This is a genomic window from Solibacillus sp. NPDC093137 (assembly GCF_050280445.1).
GTDB classification, from domain to species: Bacteria; Bacillota; Bacilli; order Bacillales_A; family Planococcaceae; genus Solibacillus; species Solibacillus isronensis_B.
The window spans coordinates 164,466-180,707 of the sequence record NZ_JBNNVH010000005.1; the positions used below are offsets into that span (position 1 = coordinate 164,466).

15 protein-coding genes are annotated in these 16,242 nt (G+C 37.6%); 6 read left to right on the plus strand and 9 right to left on the minus strand.

Annotated elements, in window-relative coordinates; translation table 11 throughout:
* Window positions 1-19: 19 nt before the first annotated feature.
* The gene (locus ACQKN3_RS16075; protein WP_008405695.1) at window positions 20-241 is read right to left on the minus strand and encodes a DUF1128 domain-containing protein; all 222 of its coding nucleotides are present in this window, start codon (window positions 239-241) and stop codon (window positions 20-22) included.
* A gap of 184 nt (window positions 242-425) precedes the next feature.
* On the opposite strand from ACQKN3_RS16075, the gene ACQKN3_RS16080 reads away from it, so the two are divergent.
* Complete coding sequence (locus ACQKN3_RS16080; protein WP_427713237.1) at window positions 426-755, plus strand: YtxH domain-containing protein; 330 nt, start codon at window positions 426-428, stop codon at window positions 753-755.
* Between the two features lie 54 nt (window positions 756-809).
* Window positions 810-1,745 carry a YihY/virulence factor BrkB family protein gene (locus tag ACQKN3_RS16085; RefSeq protein WP_251690690.1) on the plus strand — a complete coding sequence of 312 codons (936 nt, stop codon included), beginning with the start codon at window positions 810-812 and terminating at the stop codon, window positions 1,743-1,745.
* A gap of 52 nt (window positions 1,746-1,797) precedes the next feature.
* Here the strand turns inward: ACQKN3_RS16085 and ACQKN3_RS16090 are convergent, their stop codons facing one another.
* Window positions 1,798-2,880: a CdaR family transcriptional regulator gene (locus ACQKN3_RS16090; protein WP_427713240.1), complete on the minus strand. Its 1,083-nt coding sequence runs from the start codon at window positions 2,878-2,880 to the stop codon at window positions 1,798-1,800.
* A gap of 125 nt (window positions 2,881-3,005) precedes the next feature.
* Here ACQKN3_RS16090 and ACQKN3_RS16095 point away from each other — a divergent pair, with 125 nt between their 5' ends.
* Together ACQKN3_RS16095 and ACQKN3_RS16100 are read left to right on the plus strand one after the other, a co-directional pair.
* Window positions 3,006-4,124 carry a glycerate kinase gene (locus tag ACQKN3_RS16095; protein WP_427713243.1) on the plus strand — a complete coding sequence of 373 codons (1,119 nt, stop codon included), beginning with the start codon at window positions 3,006-3,008 and terminating at the stop codon, window positions 4,122-4,124.
* Between the two features lie 15 nt (window positions 4,125-4,139).
* Window positions 4,140-5,486, plus strand: coding sequence for a GntP family permease (locus tag ACQKN3_RS16100; protein WP_427713245.1), 1,347 nt, complete (start codon window positions 4,140-4,142; stop codon window positions 5,484-5,486).
* A gap of 54 nt (window positions 5,487-5,540) precedes the next feature.
* Here the strand turns inward: ACQKN3_RS16100 and ACQKN3_RS16105 are convergent, their stop codons facing one another.
* Entirely contained in the window at window positions 5,541-7,445 is a 1,905-nt protein-coding gene (locus tag ACQKN3_RS16105) for a heavy metal translocating P-type ATPase (RefSeq protein ID WP_427713247.1), read from the minus strand.
* A gap of 215 nt (window positions 7,446-7,660) precedes the next feature.
* Here ACQKN3_RS16105 and ACQKN3_RS16110 point away from each other — a divergent pair, with 215 nt between their 5' ends.
* Entirely contained in the window at window positions 7,661-9,040 is a 1,380-nt protein-coding gene (locus tag ACQKN3_RS16110; protein ID WP_251690686.1) for an L-cystine transporter, read from the plus strand.
* A gap of 403 nt (window positions 9,041-9,443) precedes the next feature.
* Here ACQKN3_RS16110 and ACQKN3_RS16115 read toward each other — a convergent pair whose 3' ends face one another.
* On the minus strand, window positions 9,444-10,982 hold the full coding sequence (locus ACQKN3_RS16115) for a fumarate hydratase (RefSeq protein WP_251690685.1): 1,539 nt from the start codon (window positions 10,980-10,982) through the stop codon (window positions 9,444-9,446).
* A gap of 254 nt (window positions 10,983-11,236) precedes the next feature.
* Window positions 11,237-11,422 (minus strand): SE1561 family protein, encoded by a 186-nt coding sequence (locus tag ACQKN3_RS16120; protein WP_427713251.1) that lies wholly within the window; start codon window positions 11,420-11,422, stop codon window positions 11,237-11,239.
* A gap of 456 nt (window positions 11,423-11,878) precedes the next feature.
* Here ACQKN3_RS16120 and ACQKN3_RS16125 point away from each other — a divergent pair, with 456 nt between their 5' ends.
* Window positions 11,879-13,039, plus strand: a complete 1,161-nt coding sequence (locus tag ACQKN3_RS16125; RefSeq protein WP_427713254.1) for an MFS transporter — start codon at window positions 11,879-11,881, stop codon at window positions 13,037-13,039.
* 16 nt (window positions 13,040-13,055) lie between these two features.
* Here the strand turns inward: ACQKN3_RS16125 and ACQKN3_RS16130 are convergent, their stop codons facing one another.
* The 4 genes from ACQKN3_RS16130 to ACQKN3_RS16145 all read right to left on the minus strand — a co-directional run bounded on the left by ACQKN3_RS16130 (window position 13,056) and on the right by ACQKN3_RS16145 (window position 16,206).
* Window positions 13,056-13,292 (minus strand): carboxypeptidase, encoded by a 237-nt coding sequence (locus ACQKN3_RS16130; RefSeq protein ID WP_251690683.1) that lies wholly within the window; start codon window positions 13,290-13,292, stop codon window positions 13,056-13,058.
* A 119-nt stretch (window positions 13,293-13,411) separates the two neighbouring features.
* Window positions 13,412-13,807: a VOC family protein gene (locus ACQKN3_RS16135; RefSeq protein ID WP_427713257.1), complete on the minus strand. Its 396-nt coding sequence runs from the start codon at window positions 13,805-13,807 to the stop codon at window positions 13,412-13,414.
* Window positions 13,808-13,921: 114 nt separating this feature from the next.
* Window positions 13,922-15,283 carry a 23S rRNA (uracil(1939)-C(5))-methyltransferase RlmD gene (gene rlmD / locus ACQKN3_RS16140; protein ID WP_251690829.1) on the minus strand — a complete coding sequence of 454 codons (1,362 nt, stop codon included), beginning with the start codon at window positions 15,281-15,283 and terminating at the stop codon, window positions 13,922-13,924.
* A gap of 131 nt (window positions 15,284-15,414) precedes the next feature.
* Window positions 15,415-16,206 carry a polysaccharide deacetylase family protein gene (locus tag ACQKN3_RS16145; protein ID WP_251690681.1) on the minus strand — a complete coding sequence of 264 codons (792 nt, stop codon included), beginning with the start codon at window positions 16,204-16,206 and terminating at the stop codon, window positions 15,415-15,417.
* Between the last annotated feature and the right edge of the window lie 36 nt (window positions 16,207-16,242).

Consider the following 16,242-nt stretch of genomic DNA (forward strand, 5'->3'; position numbering starts at 1 on the left):
TCACATTACACATTTGATATTATTTACGAAGGGCGCCTAGTTCAGCTACGATGGCATTCATTTCACTTGGGCTAAATGAATCGCGTTTCATAACCATTTCATATAAATATTGCAGGTCTTCGTATTTTTCTTCATCAAATGCAGAAGACTGCATAGCATCAACATTTACCATACGAAGTTTTTCTTTAATTTGCTCGATCATATAGATGACATTTTGCTGCGACGGATTTGATAAGTCCATAATTTGTGTGCCCTACCTTTCAATGTTTACAAAAATATCATTTCATGCAACCATCATCTTGTCAACAGGTTAAAGTTTACTGAATACTTTTAATAATATCGAACATTCGTTAAAATACAAATAGATAAGTTTTATGAAAAATTATTAAGGGAATACGAAAGCATATATAGGAGGAGAAAAAATAATGAAAAGTAAACTATTGCCTTTTATAGCAATTGGAGCAGTAACTGGTGCAGCAATTAGTATGATGGATAAACAAACTCGAGATCATACTGTTGAAACAGCAAAGAAAGCAAAAGATACAGTAGCATACTATGCTGAAAATCGGGATGAATTAATGGCATTGGTAGAAACAAAAATGGAACAAGCGCAATCTTTGTATGGGACAGTAAATAATGGTGTCCAATCAATTATGCAAAATCAAAATGATATTAAAGAGTTACCTGCTACAATTCAAAGTATGGTTTCAGAAACGATTCAGGCTTTCTCGAAAAAGGATGATCAAATCGGGTAACCGGATGTCCATGATATCCACTGAATCAACATAATGTGAACAGGTGGTGGTGGCATGGAAGAAAAGGAAGAACTAAAAGAAAAGATTTCTCTTGTTAAATCATATTTTTCACCGGAGCGCAGCCAAATAAATATATTGACTACGAAAGGGTTCATCCAAGACTTAATTTATCGAATTAAAAATGTGGACATGTCAGGCATGGGGGCACAGTTGGCCTACTTTTTCCTGTTATCATTTTTCCCTATGCTTATTTTTATGGTAACGCTTTTACCGTATTTAAATTTGGAACAAGGGCAAATATTCGATTTTTTAAGTGATGTTATGCCTGAAGAAGTATATGGACTGATTGAAACTACACTAACTGATGTTTTGAACAATCAAAACGGTGGTTTGCTTTCAATCGGTATTATTGGTACGCTCTGGTCTGCCTCAAGAGGTGTAGATGCACTGATGAAAGCATTAAACCGTGCCTATGATGTAGAAGGTAGAGCAGGTTTTTTAAACCGTTTATGGTCACTTGTTTTTACGATTGCGTTAGTAGCAGTTATTTTAATAGCCCTGTTATTCCCGGTTTTTGGTCAGCAGATCGGTAATATCGTTTTCGGCTATTTAGGTGTAGAGGAATCATTTGCGAGTATTTGGAATTTCATTCGCTGGATTACACCACCGGCACTTATTTTTATCGTAATATCAGTCATGTATTGGATCGTTCCGAATACCGATCCGCGATTAACGATGTTTAGTGTTATTCCAGGAGCTGTGTTTGCGACTTTGGGCTGGCTTGTATTAACTTACGGATTCTCATTTTATATTAACAATTTCGGAAATTACAGTTCGACATACGGAAGTATTGGTGGGGTCATTATTTTAATGCTTTGGCTATATTTCACAGGAATGATCATCATATTAGGCGGCTTGCTTAATGCATCATTCCAAAAAAGGCAGCTTGCTAAAGAAAGTAAAAAGCAAGCTAAATCCCCTGTTTTTTAGTTGGAAATTGTATACGGAAAGTGCCATTTCGTTTTATGGAAATGGCACTTTTTTATTGGTTTAATCCTTCACGATACCATAGTGCGATTTGCAGTTTTAACGCATCATGAAATTCAGTAGGATTTAATTCGGTTTGCTCTCTAATTTGTGAAAGCCGGTAAGCTAACGTATGTCGGTGTATTTCCAATTCGTCGGCAGTCGCTGAAGCTGACTTGTTATTATTAAAAAAGCATTGCAATGTAGCAATTAATTTATCATCCAGTTGGTTCAATGTTTTTATACTGTAGTGATGGGCTACCTCTGGATTAAATAAGGTGAATACTTCAACTTCCTGATGGTAGATTACTTTCGAGACGGTATGATGATGCTTTAAAGCTAACTGCGCTGTTTTATAGGAATGCGGTAACTGTTCAAGATTTTCAACATGTTCACCGACAGCAATTTTAATACTGAATTTGCTTTTTATATAAGTATTAAATGCTTCCACTATTTTTGTTAAAGTTGTTTGATTCAATTCTGTAGTTAAAATAAAGTATTCATCTAGCTGAAAGTGTCCAAAGATAACGGGTTTGTTATAAAAGAAATCATCGATATATTGTATAAGTGTCCGATGGGAACCAGTCTTTTGTTCGGCCTTTAATAATATGATGCAATAGGGGGCAATAAAGGGTATGGCCAGTTTATTTATCCGTTCTTTTACAAACCGATTTATAGAAGTGCCACTAATTAGTTCCTCAAAAATATGTACACTCATTTTCCGCTGCCATTCACTTTTAGATTCAATAAGAGCCTGATGCACTAATACTTCTGCTGTTAATTGAACTAATGAAGAAATATTTAGCAGCTCCTCATCGACCACACCGGTAATTCCAATAATACAAACGATTTCCTCCTGAAAAAAGATCGGCAAATTAATCCCATGCTTTGTTTGGGGAAATTCATGTATATTGTCATCTGATATTATGAGTGTTTTTTTTGTTTCCGCCACATATTTTGCACCTTCATGAAACATTTCCACCCGCTCCTTATCACCGGAAGCTAATATAACACCGTCAATGTTCATTACATTTATATTACGCTTTAACCGTAACATTGTTTGTTCTACAATTTCATTTGCCATCCTTAATGTTAACAATTTATACACCTCGTACAAAAATAAAATAATATTTATAAAAAAATTATACACCAAGTATAAAGTAAATTCAGAATTTTAACACTATAATCTTTGTAAGCGCTTTATTCACGTGAGGGAGGAATCATATGAAGATTATTATAAGCCCGGATTCCTTTAAAGGATCATTGACTTCCGGAGAGGTTACATCAGTTATAAAGGAAGCAATTAAAAAGGTGGACAATAAGATTGAAACAATTTGTTTACCGATTGCAGATGGCGGCGAAGGAACACTTGATGCATTAGTCAAAGCTACAAAAGGAAAGTATTTGACAGCGTCGGTTCAAAACCCTTTAGGGAAGCGGATTGAAGCAAAATATGGAGTACTGGGCGATGGGAAAACTTGTGTGATAGAAATGGCTCAGGCGTCAGGGTTAACACTTATAAATGAAGAAGAAAAAAACCCCCGTTTTGCGACAACATATGGAACGGGTCAATTAATACAACATGCAATGGATTCAGGTTACCGTCACTTTATTATCGGTATCGGGGGAAGCGCTACAAATGACGGTGGCCAAGGGATGCTAAGGGCACTTGGAATGAAATTCATAGACAAAGATGGTAATGAAATTTTAAACGACGTATACCAATTTAATGCACTTAAAAAAATCGATTTGTCTAATTTTGATTCACGAATTTCTGAAAGTACATTTATGATTGCCTGTGATGTAGATAACCCGTTAATAGGTTCGAATGGAGCTACAGCTGTATTTGGGCCGCAAAAAGGAGTAAATCAGCATGATATTAATATATTTGATCAAAATTTAAAACATTATATTTCTATAATTGAATCACAGCAAAATGTAAAAGTCCGTCATTGTGCAGGAGCTGGTGCAGCGGGCGGAATAGGCTCTGCATTTATGGCATTTTTTCCTCACCAATTTAAGCCTGGTGTAGATATTGTGCTGGAAGCAGTGCAATTTTCAAATCATCTGGAACACGCGGATTTTGTTATAACAGGTGAAGGGAAATCGGATGAACAAACACTTTCTGGAAAAGCTCCAATAGGGGTTGCTAAGCTGGCTAAAGAACAAGGTGTTCCTACCATTTTGCTTTCAGGAATAATCGAAAATTCTCATATGCTAAAAACCTATTTTCATCAGGTTGAAAGCATTGTTAGTGAGGAAATTTCAGTGGAGCAATCATTGAATAATCCAAGCTTTTATCTGGATCAAAAGGTTATGGATTTAATAAAAAGACTAATATAAAGGAGTGGGGAAGAAGTGTTGTTTCTAATTATTCTGATTGGTGTGTTGTTCATTGTCTTTGCAACGGCAAAACTAAAGCTGCATCCGTTTCTTGCATTATTAATTAGTTCATTCTTTGTTGGTATTGCAGCAGGTATGCCTTTACTAACAGTTGTAGAGAGTATTAACACAGGTTTTGGAGGACTGATGACGAGTATCGGTATCGTCATCGTAGCAGGTACAATTATTGGAATTATATTAGAAAAATCCGGTGCTGCATATCGTATGGCTGAAGTCGTATTACGGGTAATTGGACCGAAACGACCGCAATTAGCAATGTCCATCATTGGCTACATTGTATCCATTCCGGTATTTTGCGATTCAGGCTATATTATTTTAACGAGTTTAAAGAAAGCGCTGGCTAAACGTGCAGGCGTAACAATTGCTTCAATGGCAGTTGCTTTAGCTACGGGTTTATATGCAACTCACGTACTCGTACCGCCTACACCAGGACCGATTGCGGCTGCTGGAAATATTGGTGCAGCAGATTATTTAGGCACAATCATTTTAATAGGATTAATCGTTGCTATTCCAGCGACAATCGTAGGTTATATTTGGGCAACGAAAGTGGCATCAAAAATTCGAGTTGAGGCAGATGATGAACCGGCACTGGATTACGATGAAATTATTAAGTCTTTTGGTAAAATGCCTTCTACATTCAAGTCATTCTTACCGATTGTATTGCCGATTGTATTGATCGGGGCAGGTTCTGTCGCTGCATTAGTAGGTGACCCGGAAGCGGGAGTTAATACATTCTTCAGATTCCTCGGTTCACCGACAGTCGCACTAATACTAGGGGTATTTGCTGCATTTTTACTATTGCCTGAACTGAGTGAAGAAACATTATCCAACTGGATCGGTGAAGCTTTAAAAGAAGCAGCGCCAATTTTATTAATCACAGGTGCTGGTGGCGCATTTGGTACGGTTATTAAAAATACAGGTGTCGGTGATAAACTTCAGGAAATGGATTTAGGTGCATTAGCAACAGGCGCATTATTTTTATTAATTCCGTTTTTAATTGCCGCTGCTCTAAAAACAGCGCAAGGTTCATCAACTGCAGCATTAGTTATTACATCTTCTTTAATCGCACCGATGCTACCAACTTTAGGAATCGAAGGGGCAGTGCCGTTAGCATTAGTCGTTATGGCAATTGGTGCAGGATCTATGACAGTTAGTCATGTAAACGATAGTTTCTTCTGGGTAATTACTCAATACAGCGGAATGAAAGTTACAGATGCATATAAAGCGCAAACGATGGCAACATTGCTGATGGGTTTAACAACAATTATCGTAACAATGGCTTTATGGTTTGTACTAGTTTAATAGAGAAGCAAAAAGGTGCATCCTGCTAAGGGGATGCACCTTTTTATTGTTGGATTAAACATTTTTACTCAGCATTCGTAATCCATTTAAAATAACTAAAATCGTACTGCCTTCATGACCAATAACGCCTAAAGGAAGGCTGATTGCTTGGAAAAAGTTCGAAATGATCAGCAGTGCAATAACCGTTAATGAAAAAATAATGTTCTGTTTTACGATACGCTGCATCTTTCGCGAAAGCTTAACGGCATGGGCGATTTTAGATAAGTCGTTTTTCATTAAAATGACATCCGCTGTCTCTAGTGCGACATCTGTACCGCCGCCCATTGCAATACCGACGGAGGCAGTAGCAAGGGCAGGGGCATCATTAATACCATCGCCAACCATGCCGACATGGCCGGATGTTTTTTCGTATTGCTTAATATGCTCGACCTTCGTTTCCGGCAAGCACTCCGCCACATAAGTCGTAACACCAGCTTCTTTTGCAATCGCTTTTGCAGTTGTTTCATTGTCACCAGTCAGCATAGCTACATTAATACCTAGCTCTTGCAGTGCAGCTACCGCTTTTTTTGCCTCTTCCCGAACGACATCTTTAAGGGCGATTAGTGCTGCAATGCCTTGATGATCTTTCAGGAAGACAACTGTTTTACCTTCATTCGCTAATTGTTCGAGTGCTCCACCAGCAAATTGTTTTGCCAATTTTGCTCCAACAAAGTCAGGTTTTCCGATTATATAGGATTGTTCATTAAACTGCGCTTTCATTCCGTAACCAGGAATATCTTCTATGGTAATATTTTGCTCGTTGATGACACCCTGCTCTTTTGCGAATGCGTTAATCGCCTGTGCAAGGGGGTGGTTTGACTGTCCTTCAATCCCTGCTATTAAAGCTAACGTCTGCTGTTTGTCTAAATCATCACGAACAATAAAATCTGTCACAACAGGTGTTCCTTGTGTTAATGTACCAGTCTTATCTACTGCCAATACGCGGATCGAGCTTAAATTTTCTAAATGCACACCGCCTTTAACAAGTATCCCGTTTCTCGCACCATTGGAAATCGCTGAAAGGGTAGCCGGCATAATAGAAGCAACTAATGCACAAGGAGAAGCAACAACAAGTAATACCATTGCGCGGTAAAGAGTTGTCGTCCAATCCCAGTCTAATAAATAGTGCGGTAAAAACATCATGAGTGCTACGGCCAATAATACTGCTTTTACATACACACTTTCAAAGCGTTCAATAAACTGTTGGGAAGGTGATTTTTCGCTTTGTGCAGATTGAACAAGTGTAATGATTTTTTGGAACAATGTTTCGGAACTAGGCTTCGTTACTTTTACAGTTAACACACTGTTTAAATTTACTGTACCGGCAAAAACTTCATTCCCTACATTTTTAGTAATCGGCATTGATTCACCGGTAATCGCTGCCTCATCAACTGTTGAAATACCTTTATAAATTTCGCCATCTGCCGGAATACGTTCACCTGGTTTTACTAATATATGATCGTTTACCTTCAAATCTTTTACGGAAACTTTAATCGGTTCAAATCCGCCTCGTACAAGCCATGCTTCCTCTGGCTGCAGTTCCATTAATGAAGAGATTTCACGATTGTTTTTATTCATTGCATATGTTTCAAGTGCGCCGCTTAAGGCAAATATAAAGATTAATATAGCACCTTCCATCCAGTAACCGATAATGGCAGAACCAATGGCAGCGATAATCATTAGAATTTCTACATTTAAAGACTTATCTTCAATAGTATCTTCAATGCCTTCTTTTGCTTTTGCATAGCCACCGATAAAAAATGCTGTTAAATATGCTATTACAGCAGCTGTCGTTTGCTCTGTTGATTCCATTCGCCACGCGAGCAAAATGATAAAGCCGGATACTAAAGCAGCAATTAATTCTTTGTGTTCTAAGATTTTCTCATTTAATGATAAGTTTTCTCGATTAGAATTATTCATAAATACCTCCTTGATAATGATTATTAATATTAATAGGGACTGATAATGGGTTTCAATTAGATTATAATAATTTCTTATTTAGAATTATTATAATATAGGTAACTTATTTTGTAAATAACATACAATAGAGAATTAAAAAAAATAATGCCAACTTGACTTATAAGGATTATAGAGTAATATAATGGAGTATATTTATTAAATTGGAGGAGTTTACTTTGAATTTCTACGTATTGCTTAATATTGCTTTGCTGTTAATCGTCATTGCTTTTTTATATTTCCTTAAAGCGAAGCATGTTAAGTTTTCAAATCGTGTTTTTATTGCCTTAGGATTAGGTATTTTACTTGGGGTAGGTTTACAATTTGCCTATGGGGCAGGGGCAGATGCCATTAATGAAACTGTTCCATGGTATAACATCGTCGGAACCGGCTATGTAAAGTTACTGCAGATGATTGCAATGCCTTTAGTATTCATCTCGATATTAGCTGCATTTACAAAAGTAACGTTTGGTAAAAACTTAGGTAAGTCAGCAGCAGTTATTTTATCAGTATTAATCGGCACAACTGCCGTTGCAGCTGGTTTAGGTATTGCATCAACAGTGTTATTTGACTTAGATGCATCTCAAATTATGCAAGGTGAGGCTGAAATTGCACGCGGTGAATCATTGGTTGAACGTTCGGCAGAAGTGACACCTTTACCTGAACAGATTTTATCAATGTTTCCTGCAAATCCATTTGCGGATTTAACAGGATCTCGTGCAACATCAACAATCGGGGTTGTAATATTCGCGGCATTTTTAGGATTTAGTTATTTAACACTCCGTCGAAAAGAAGAAGAAACGGCGGCAAATGTTAAAAAAGGTGTCGATGCACTTTACGGTTTAATCATGGGTGTTGTACGTATTATTTTACGTTTAACTCCATATGGTGTAGCTGCCATTATGGCACGTACCGTTGCAACGAGTGATTTAGGGGCGATTATGGATTTAGGTAAATTCATCCTAGCTTCTTATGTTGCATTGATCGCTATGTTCATTCTGCATTTAATCATTGTGGCATTAACAGGTTTAAGTCCATTAACTTATTTGAAAAAAACAGCTGAAGTACTGCTGTTTGCATTTACTTCACGTTCAAGTGCAGGGGCATTACCGTTAAATATTCAAACACAGACAAAGCGTCTTGGTGTTCCTGATGGAATTGCCAACTTTGCTGCCTCGTTTGGTCTTTCAATTGGGCAAAATGGTTGTGCGGGTGTTTATCCGGCAATGTTGGCAGTAATGATTGCACCGACAGTAGGTATTGATCCGTTAACACCTGGCTTTATCGCAACATTAATTTTAATTGTGGCGATTAGTTCATTTGGTGTGGCAGGTGTAGGTGGTGGTGCGACATTCGCAGCCATTATCGTCTTATCTGCAATGGATTTACCGATTGCGTTAGCAGGTGTTTTAATTTCGGTAGAACCTTTAATCGACATGGGTCGTACAGCACTTAATGTAAGCGGGTCAATGGTTTCAGGTGTCGTATCAAGCCGTGCAACAAAAGAGCTCGATACAACAGTTTACAATGAACCAGCCGATACACAATTAGTTCAATAATATTTAAAAGCAGCACAGACAAATTCTGTGCTGCTTTTTTTAACCAAACAATCGATCCCGCATAAAAAAGCTTGCGCTGAAAAATAGCCAAAGCATTAATGAAAGATATAGGTATATATACTCGAGGGTTACGTAAGGGAGAATAATAATCACATAAATTGTATACGAAAGGGCAACAAGAAAGCTGCGTCTATACTGATATTTAGTACTCACGTGTATTTGGGCAGCTATAAATAATGCATTAATCAATATCTTAATATAGAGCATATAACACCACCTATACCTTATATAATAAAATAGTATAGCATACCGATAAAAGGAATAGTTAGAATTATATGTAATTTAAAATACAGAAATAAAAAACGACTTCAACCATTTAGGAAGAAGTCGTTTTTCATAACTATTAGAATACGCGCTCTGCATGCAATGCTAGTTTATCTAAAGAAGATTTCTCTACATCAGCATGTAATGAGTTACCATGAGAGTCCATCGTTACTACTGCAGTAAAGTCTTTTACAGTTAAGTGCCACATTGCTTCTGGAATGCCGAATTCCATTAAGTCTACACCGTCAACTGATTTAATGCAGTCTGCGTAGTACTGAGCTGCACCACCGATTGCATTTAAGTAAACGCCACCGTGTTCTGCTAAAGCTTTAAGAGTTTTTGGTCCCATACCGCCTTTACCCATTACAGCACGGATACCGAATTTTTTCATGATGTCGCCTTGGTATGGCTCCTCACGAATTGAAGTTGTTGGACCAGCAGCTTTTACGACCCAGTTGCCTGCTTCGTCTTTCGCCATTACCGGACCACAGTGGTAAATAATTTGACCATCTAAATCTACTGGCGCTTCTACACCTTCACCGATTAAGTGGTGGTGGATTGCGTCACGACCTGTGTACATACGGCCAGAAATTTTTACTACGTCCCCAACTTTAAGTGAACGAATTTTTTCTTCAGTAATCGGTGCAACCAATTCAACTACTTTGTTGTCCGAGTTTTCTTGTTTTTCTTCATCACGGAAAGTGATTTTTTCACCTTCTTGGTAGTGCCAGTTTGTGATTTCGCCAGTCGCCGGATCGATATCGATTGCCATACGACGGTAAGCCCAACAGTTGTATGCTACAGATACGAAGAATGAAGCTGGTAAACGGTCCATTACGCCGATTTTACAACCTAGTAATGTCGCTTCACCGCCGAAGCCCATTGTACCAACACCGAATGTATTTGATTTTTCTACAATATACTTTTCTAGTTTTGCTAAGTCTTCGATTGGATTCACGTCATCAACGTGACGGAATAATTGCTCTTTTGCAAGATCATAACCTGAAGAGCGGTCACCACCGATACCAACACCGATGAAACCAGCAGAACAGCCTTGTCCTTGTGCTTGCCATACAGAGTGTAAAATACATTTACGGATACCGTCTAAGTCACGACCAGCGCGGCCTAAACCTTCTAATTCTGTAGGTAAAGAATATTGGATATTTTTGTTTTCACAGCCGCCGCCTTTTAAAATAAGCTTCACTGTAATATAGTCATTTTCCCATTGCTCAAACTTCACTACTGGAAGGCCAGCACCAATGTTTGTTCCAGAGTTTTTACCAGTCAATGAATCAACTGAATTCGGGCGTAATTTAGCATCACCAGTAGCTGCAGCAATTGCAGTGTGGATTGCTTTTTTAATTTCGATTTGGTTTACGCCAACCGGAGTATATACTTTAAATGTTGGTAGACCCGTATCTTGACAAATTGGAGATACATTATCTTCTGCCATTACAATATTTGTAGTGATTGTGTCTAAAGACATCGCTGCACGTGTACCAGCATTTTCTGCTTCTTTTGCAGCTTTAATAGCACGACGGACGTCTTTTGGTAAGTTAGTAGATGTTTCAGTTACTAAAGAATAAAGACTTTTTTCTAAAGTTTCTAAGTATGCCATCTTATTTTTCCCCCCAGAAAAATATGTGTATTTTGATCAATAAAATTGATATAAGTTAGAACAAAACTTTCACGAAGAAATGAATGTTATGTCTTTCTTAATAAACCATCTTACATTATAACTCTTTTAATGTAGAAAAAAAAGAGCGCTTACATGAATGTTTGTCAGATTAAATGAAAAAACGGCGAATAATAGCAGAACTAGTCAAAAGAATGAAAAAAGCAATACCCAGTGTACAGGTATTGCTGAATTTTCTATTTATCTTTGCGGGATTGGAATTGATCCATTTTTTCTTCTAAATCATCCATCATTTGAATTAAGCGATCAATATCTTCAATTTCCGTCGTTTCAGGATCGATTGCATCAAGCACTTCAAGGAAAATTTCCAGGCGTTCTTTTAAATATGTTACTTGTTGTTCTTTGTTTGTAATTGGCTTCATAATGTATGATGCTCCTTTTGTATTGACTTATTCATATTATACTACGCTATTTTCTAAAAGTTAAACAACAACTTATAGTATATATCGGACTAACCTATTAAATTAACTTTAAAAAATAGGAAATTGTATAGTACTTGTTAATTATTTTAACATTCTATTAATTTTGAATATTTACATTAATGAAGTGTTATGATAAAGTAAACTCATACCTAAATAAGAAGGAGATGGTCGGAAAAAACATGTATAGACAAACTCGAGAAAAGGAGGAAGTTTAAACATTTACGGCTAATTGCCGATACGACTGTTTACGCAACATTGAAATGGAATATAGTGATATTTAAAACCCTAGTTAACTTTTAGAGATAAAGTTAGCTGGGGTTTTTGAGTTTATTTTTATTTTTATTTCTCCCAAAAGCTGTGATACGATGATTGTATGAAATAAGGGAGAATATTGAAATGAGTTATGAACAGCGCAGATTTACTATTTTAGTTATTATTGTATCAATTTCAGGATTTTCACAAGGAATGCTTTTACCTCTGATTTCAGTAATTTTTGAAGGGGATGGCGTTTCCTCAACGCTCAATGGTTTGAATGCAACAGGTTTATACATAGGTACATTATTGATCTCGCCATTTATCGAGCAGCCATTACGTAAATATGGTTATAAACCTATTATTTTATTAGGTGGGGCACTCGTTTTCATCTCATTGTTTTTATTTCCATTATGGAAAAGTGTCATGTTTTGGTTTATTCTTCGTCTGTTAATTGGCATCGGGGATCATGCACTGCATTTTTCAACACAAACTTGGATTACTTCAACAACAGCTACACATAAACTAGGTAAAAGCATGTCAATATACGGCATATCTTTTGGTGTAGGCTTTGCTGTCGGCCCATTGTTTGTCCCGTTAATTAAAATTTCGGAAAGCTTTCCGTTTATTATTTCATCGGCATTATGTTTATTAGCATGGTCGTTAATCTTTTTCGTGAAAAACGAAAAACCGGAAGCTTTGGCAGGAGATGCGAATGAGTCGGGTTTCAAGCGTTATAGTCTCGCTATAAAGTACGGCTGGATTGCCTTTTTACCGCCTTTTGTTTATGGATTTTTAGAATCGTCCTTAAATGCTTTATTCCCGGTATATGCGTTACGAAAAGATTTTGATGTAACTTATGTATCCGTTATTTTGGCTGGCTTTTCGATCGGTGCAATTGTTATGCAATTTCCGCTTGGTGCATTAGGCGATAAAATTGGTCGTCACAAAGTCATTGTTTCAGGATTGTTTGCCGGAAGCATATTTTTCTTAATAGGTAACTTCTTCGAGCATTCCGAATTGTTTGTAGCAGCAGTATTCTTTTTTGCTGGTATGTGTGTAGGTTCAATGTTCTCGCTCGGTATCACATATATGACCGATTTGACTCCGAAAGAGCTGTTGCCGACAGGGAACTTGCTTTGTGGTATATTCTTCAGTTTAGGCAGTTTGACAGGTCCACTTTTAGGTGGATTATATTTGGAAATTTTCCCGAGTAACGGGTTTTTATTTGTTATTTCGCTTATGCTTCTGACAGTAGCCGTTGTCATTCATTTTTTTGGCAAATCGAAAAAATTAGCTATATAAAAAAGCGGACGTTCTCTTAATTGGAACGTCTGCTTTTTACTGAAAAAAAGACTATCGCTGTTAAAATCATTGCTAAAATTATGTAGATGAACACATTTAAATAGTTTACACCACCAAATGTCACAGCAGCTTGAAGTGAGCTTGCTGAAGTAGCTGAATTTTCATCATTGCTTGGGAAGATGAAGCCTGCGAAAGAAGAAATCGCCCAATAAGAAATAATAAAAGTGATCACTACAAATAGAAAGTTTTTCATATTAATACCTCCTGGCGATTTCTATTTTACATGAAAAGTAAAGAAGTGGGGGAGGTTCTGTTAAAATGATTCTCTTAAAAAAGCGACGTAACCTATATAAAAGGTTCGTCGCTTTCGTATTATTTTGCTTCTGGGTCTGGTTGATGAAGACCAAAAATATTATTTTCAGTATCGATGAAATATCCTTGCCAAGCCATACCTGGCAGCGCATATTTAGGCAAAGCTATTTTGCCGCCATTTGCTAAAATTTTCGCTTCGGTTTCATCGTAATCACTTACACCTAAAGTACATACTGCGGAATTGACACTTTGTCCTTCTGCAGGAGAAGGGCCTTGCCGCTGCATTAAAGCACCATTAATGCCTGGATATTGGTCGTCACCAGTAATGGCTCCAAAATACGGCGTGCCTGCATATTCACTATAATCCTCAAAACGCCATTCAAAAACAGCTTGATAGAAATTTTTCGCGCGTTCCATATCGTCAACATGAATTTCAAAATGAATGATTCTTCCCAAATAGATCCCTCCGAGAATATATTTAATTTAATATTGCGTCAATTGGAGTCTATTTGCAAGTTTTTACCAAAGAGAAAACCTACACAAAAGTTCTTGTGTAGGCGATAGATTTTACTATTTTTTTAAAGTCAGTTTCACAACACATTCAACCTGTGCTGTTTGAGGGAACATGTCTACTGGTTGAATATATTCAACGTTGTAAGCCTTTGATAATTCCTTTAAATCACGCGCTAGTGTTGATGGGTTACAAGATGTGTAGACGAAGCGCTTTGGTTTGATTTTTAAAACAGTTCTAATAAAGCCTGGCTCTAAACCTGTACGAGGCGGATCTACACAAATGACATCTGGACGGTAATCTTCTTTTGACCAGCGGAACAACCATTTATCTGCAGAGCCTGGGAAGAAACGTACATGCTGCAGGTTATCGTTTGTACGTGCATTGTACTTCGCATCAGCAATTGCTTCATCGACATTATCCATACCGCGCACTTCACGGGCACCTTCTGCCAGCCACATACCGATAGTACCAACACCGCAGTATGCATCGACAACATTTTCTTTTCCTGTCAGTGCCGCAGCTTTTTTAATTTCATTGTATAAATGTACTGTTTGTTCAGGGTTAAGCTGGAAAAATGCACGAGTTGATAAATCAAATGCAAATTCGCCCAATTTTTCATGAATCGCGTCTTTACCATCTAAAATATAAGTGTCTGGACCAAATATTAACGATGTTTTCTCGCGGTTGACGTTTTGTGTAATAGAAACGATTGAAGGATCAATTTTTTTAATACGTTCAATCAATTCTTCTTTATGCGGAAGTTCGCGTCGTGTTGTAACAAGACATACTTGTGTTTCGCCAGAGCGCATACCAGTACGAACCACAATTGTACGAACTAAGCCGTTTAAAGTTTTCCCATCATAGATCGGGATATTTAGCTTTTGTAAAATTTTACGAGCAGCAACTGTAATTTTTGAAGTTACAGGGTGCTGTACAAGACAGTCATTAATATTTAAAAGCTGATTTGTTCCTTCAGCAAATAGACCTGCATATACACGCTTGCCTTCTTTACGTACTTGGAACTGAGATTTGTTGCGGTAATGCCACGGATTATCCATTCCGATCGTTGGACGGATTTCAGCTGTTTGTCCGATTTCTTTAGCGTATTTTTCGAATGCTTGTACGACGATATCACGCTTATTCATTAACTGCGCGTCATAAGTCATATGCTGTAATTGACAGCCACCGCATTCAGAATACACAGGGCAAGGTGCTTCTTGACGGAATTCGCTTGCTTTACGTATTGCCAAAATTTCTGCTTCAGCAAATTTCGGTGATACTTTTGTTAATTTTACTGTTACTTCTTCTCCAGGAATCGCACCTTTTACGAATACGACATTGCGTTTATAAAAACCGACACCTTCACCATTAATGCCAAGGCGTTTTATCGTTAACGGGAACTTTTGCCCGACTTCCATTTTTAGTTCACTCAAGTTTACACGTCCTTTAAATAGAGTGACTCGCACCAAAATTTAGTGCGAGTCACTTCCTTTTCTTCATCAGTACAGTATAGCGGAAAGTACAATGAAAAGAAAGGAACGCTACTTTTCTAATACGGGGAAATTTTTTCGTATTCAAGCACCAGATCATCCAATGAGCCAAATGTGTAGCCTTGTGCTTTAGCATCCTTAATAAATTGCGGTAACGCTTCAGCATTATCCTGCGCTACTGTATGCATTAAAATAATGGCACCTGGATGAAGCTGGTTCATCAATGCATCATAAGCATATTTTGCTCCGCGTCGTTCATCTTTCAGCCAGTCTTTAAAAGCGATCGACCAGAACATATGGCGATAACCCGTTTCATTGCCGACTTTCAGAACTTCTTCATTAAAGATACCTTCCGGCGGTCGGGCATAATAAGTCCGTTTGACGCCAGTCAGTTCGTTTAATTTGTCATCAAACTGCTTCCATTCTTTCTTCATTTCATTTGCGGACAAACGTGCCATATTTGGATGTCCATATGAGTGATTTCCGATAATATGGCCATCTTTAACCATCGTTTTTACTAAATCGGTCGCGCTCGTTAAATAATGGCCGGTCAAGAAGAAAGTGGCTGGAGCTTTTTCTTCCCGTAAAGTATTTAAAATACTTTCGGTATAGCCGTTTTCGTAGCCGTTATCGAATGTTAAGTAAACAATTTTCTTTTCTTCATTGCCCTTATAAATGGCCCCGTATTTACTTAACATAGACTCAAGCGGTTCTCCTATTTCTACAGGTGCGCCATTCCGGCTTGGCTTGAAGCCCCAATGAAATTCCTCGGCTTTTGCAACAGATACAGATATAAAGGAAATAAATGTGGCGACTAACACGAAGCTAATCCCTAAAATATGTTTTTTCAATGAAAAAGCAACCTCCTTTTACAAGGTAGGTTGCGT

Bases quoted from the DNA above. Each gene is read 5' to 3' on its own strand.
- ACQKN3_RS16105 (WP_427713247.1), bottom strand. From the start codon at position 7,445: ATGAATAATTCTAATCGAGAAAACTTATCATTAAATGAGAAAATCTTA.
- ACQKN3_RS16120 (WP_427713251.1), bottom strand. From the start codon at position 11,422: ATGAAGCCAATTACAAACAAAGAACAACAAGTAACATATTTAAAAGAA.
- ACQKN3_RS16075 (WP_008405695.1), bottom strand. From the start codon at position 241: ATGGACTTATCAAATCCGTCGCAGCAAAATGTCATCTATATGATCGAG.
- ACQKN3_RS16095 (WP_427713243.1), top strand. From the start codon at position 3,006: ATGAAGATTATTATAAGCCCGGATTCCTTTAAAGGATCATTGACTTCC.
- rlmD (WP_251690829.1), bottom strand. From the start codon at position 15,283: ATGGAAGTCGGGCAAAAGTTCCCGTTAACGATAAAACGCCTTGGCATT.
- ACQKN3_RS16080 (WP_427713237.1), top strand. From the start codon at position 426: ATGAAAAGTAAACTATTGCCTTTTATAGCAATTGGAGCAGTAACTGGT.
- ACQKN3_RS16130 (WP_251690683.1), bottom strand. From the start codon at position 13,292: ATGAAAAACTTTCTATTTGTAGTGATCACTTTTATTATTTCTTATTGG.
- ACQKN3_RS16125 (WP_427713254.1), top strand. From the start codon at position 11,879: ATGAGTTATGAACAGCGCAGATTTACTATTTTAGTTATTATTGTATCA.
- ACQKN3_RS16085 (WP_251690690.1), top strand. From the start codon at position 810: ATGGAAGAAAAGGAAGAACTAAAAGAAAAGATTTCTCTTGTTAAATCA.
- ACQKN3_RS16115 (WP_251690685.1), bottom strand. From the start codon at position 10,982: ATGGCATACTTAGAAACTTTAGAAAAAAGTCTTTATTCTTTAGTAACT.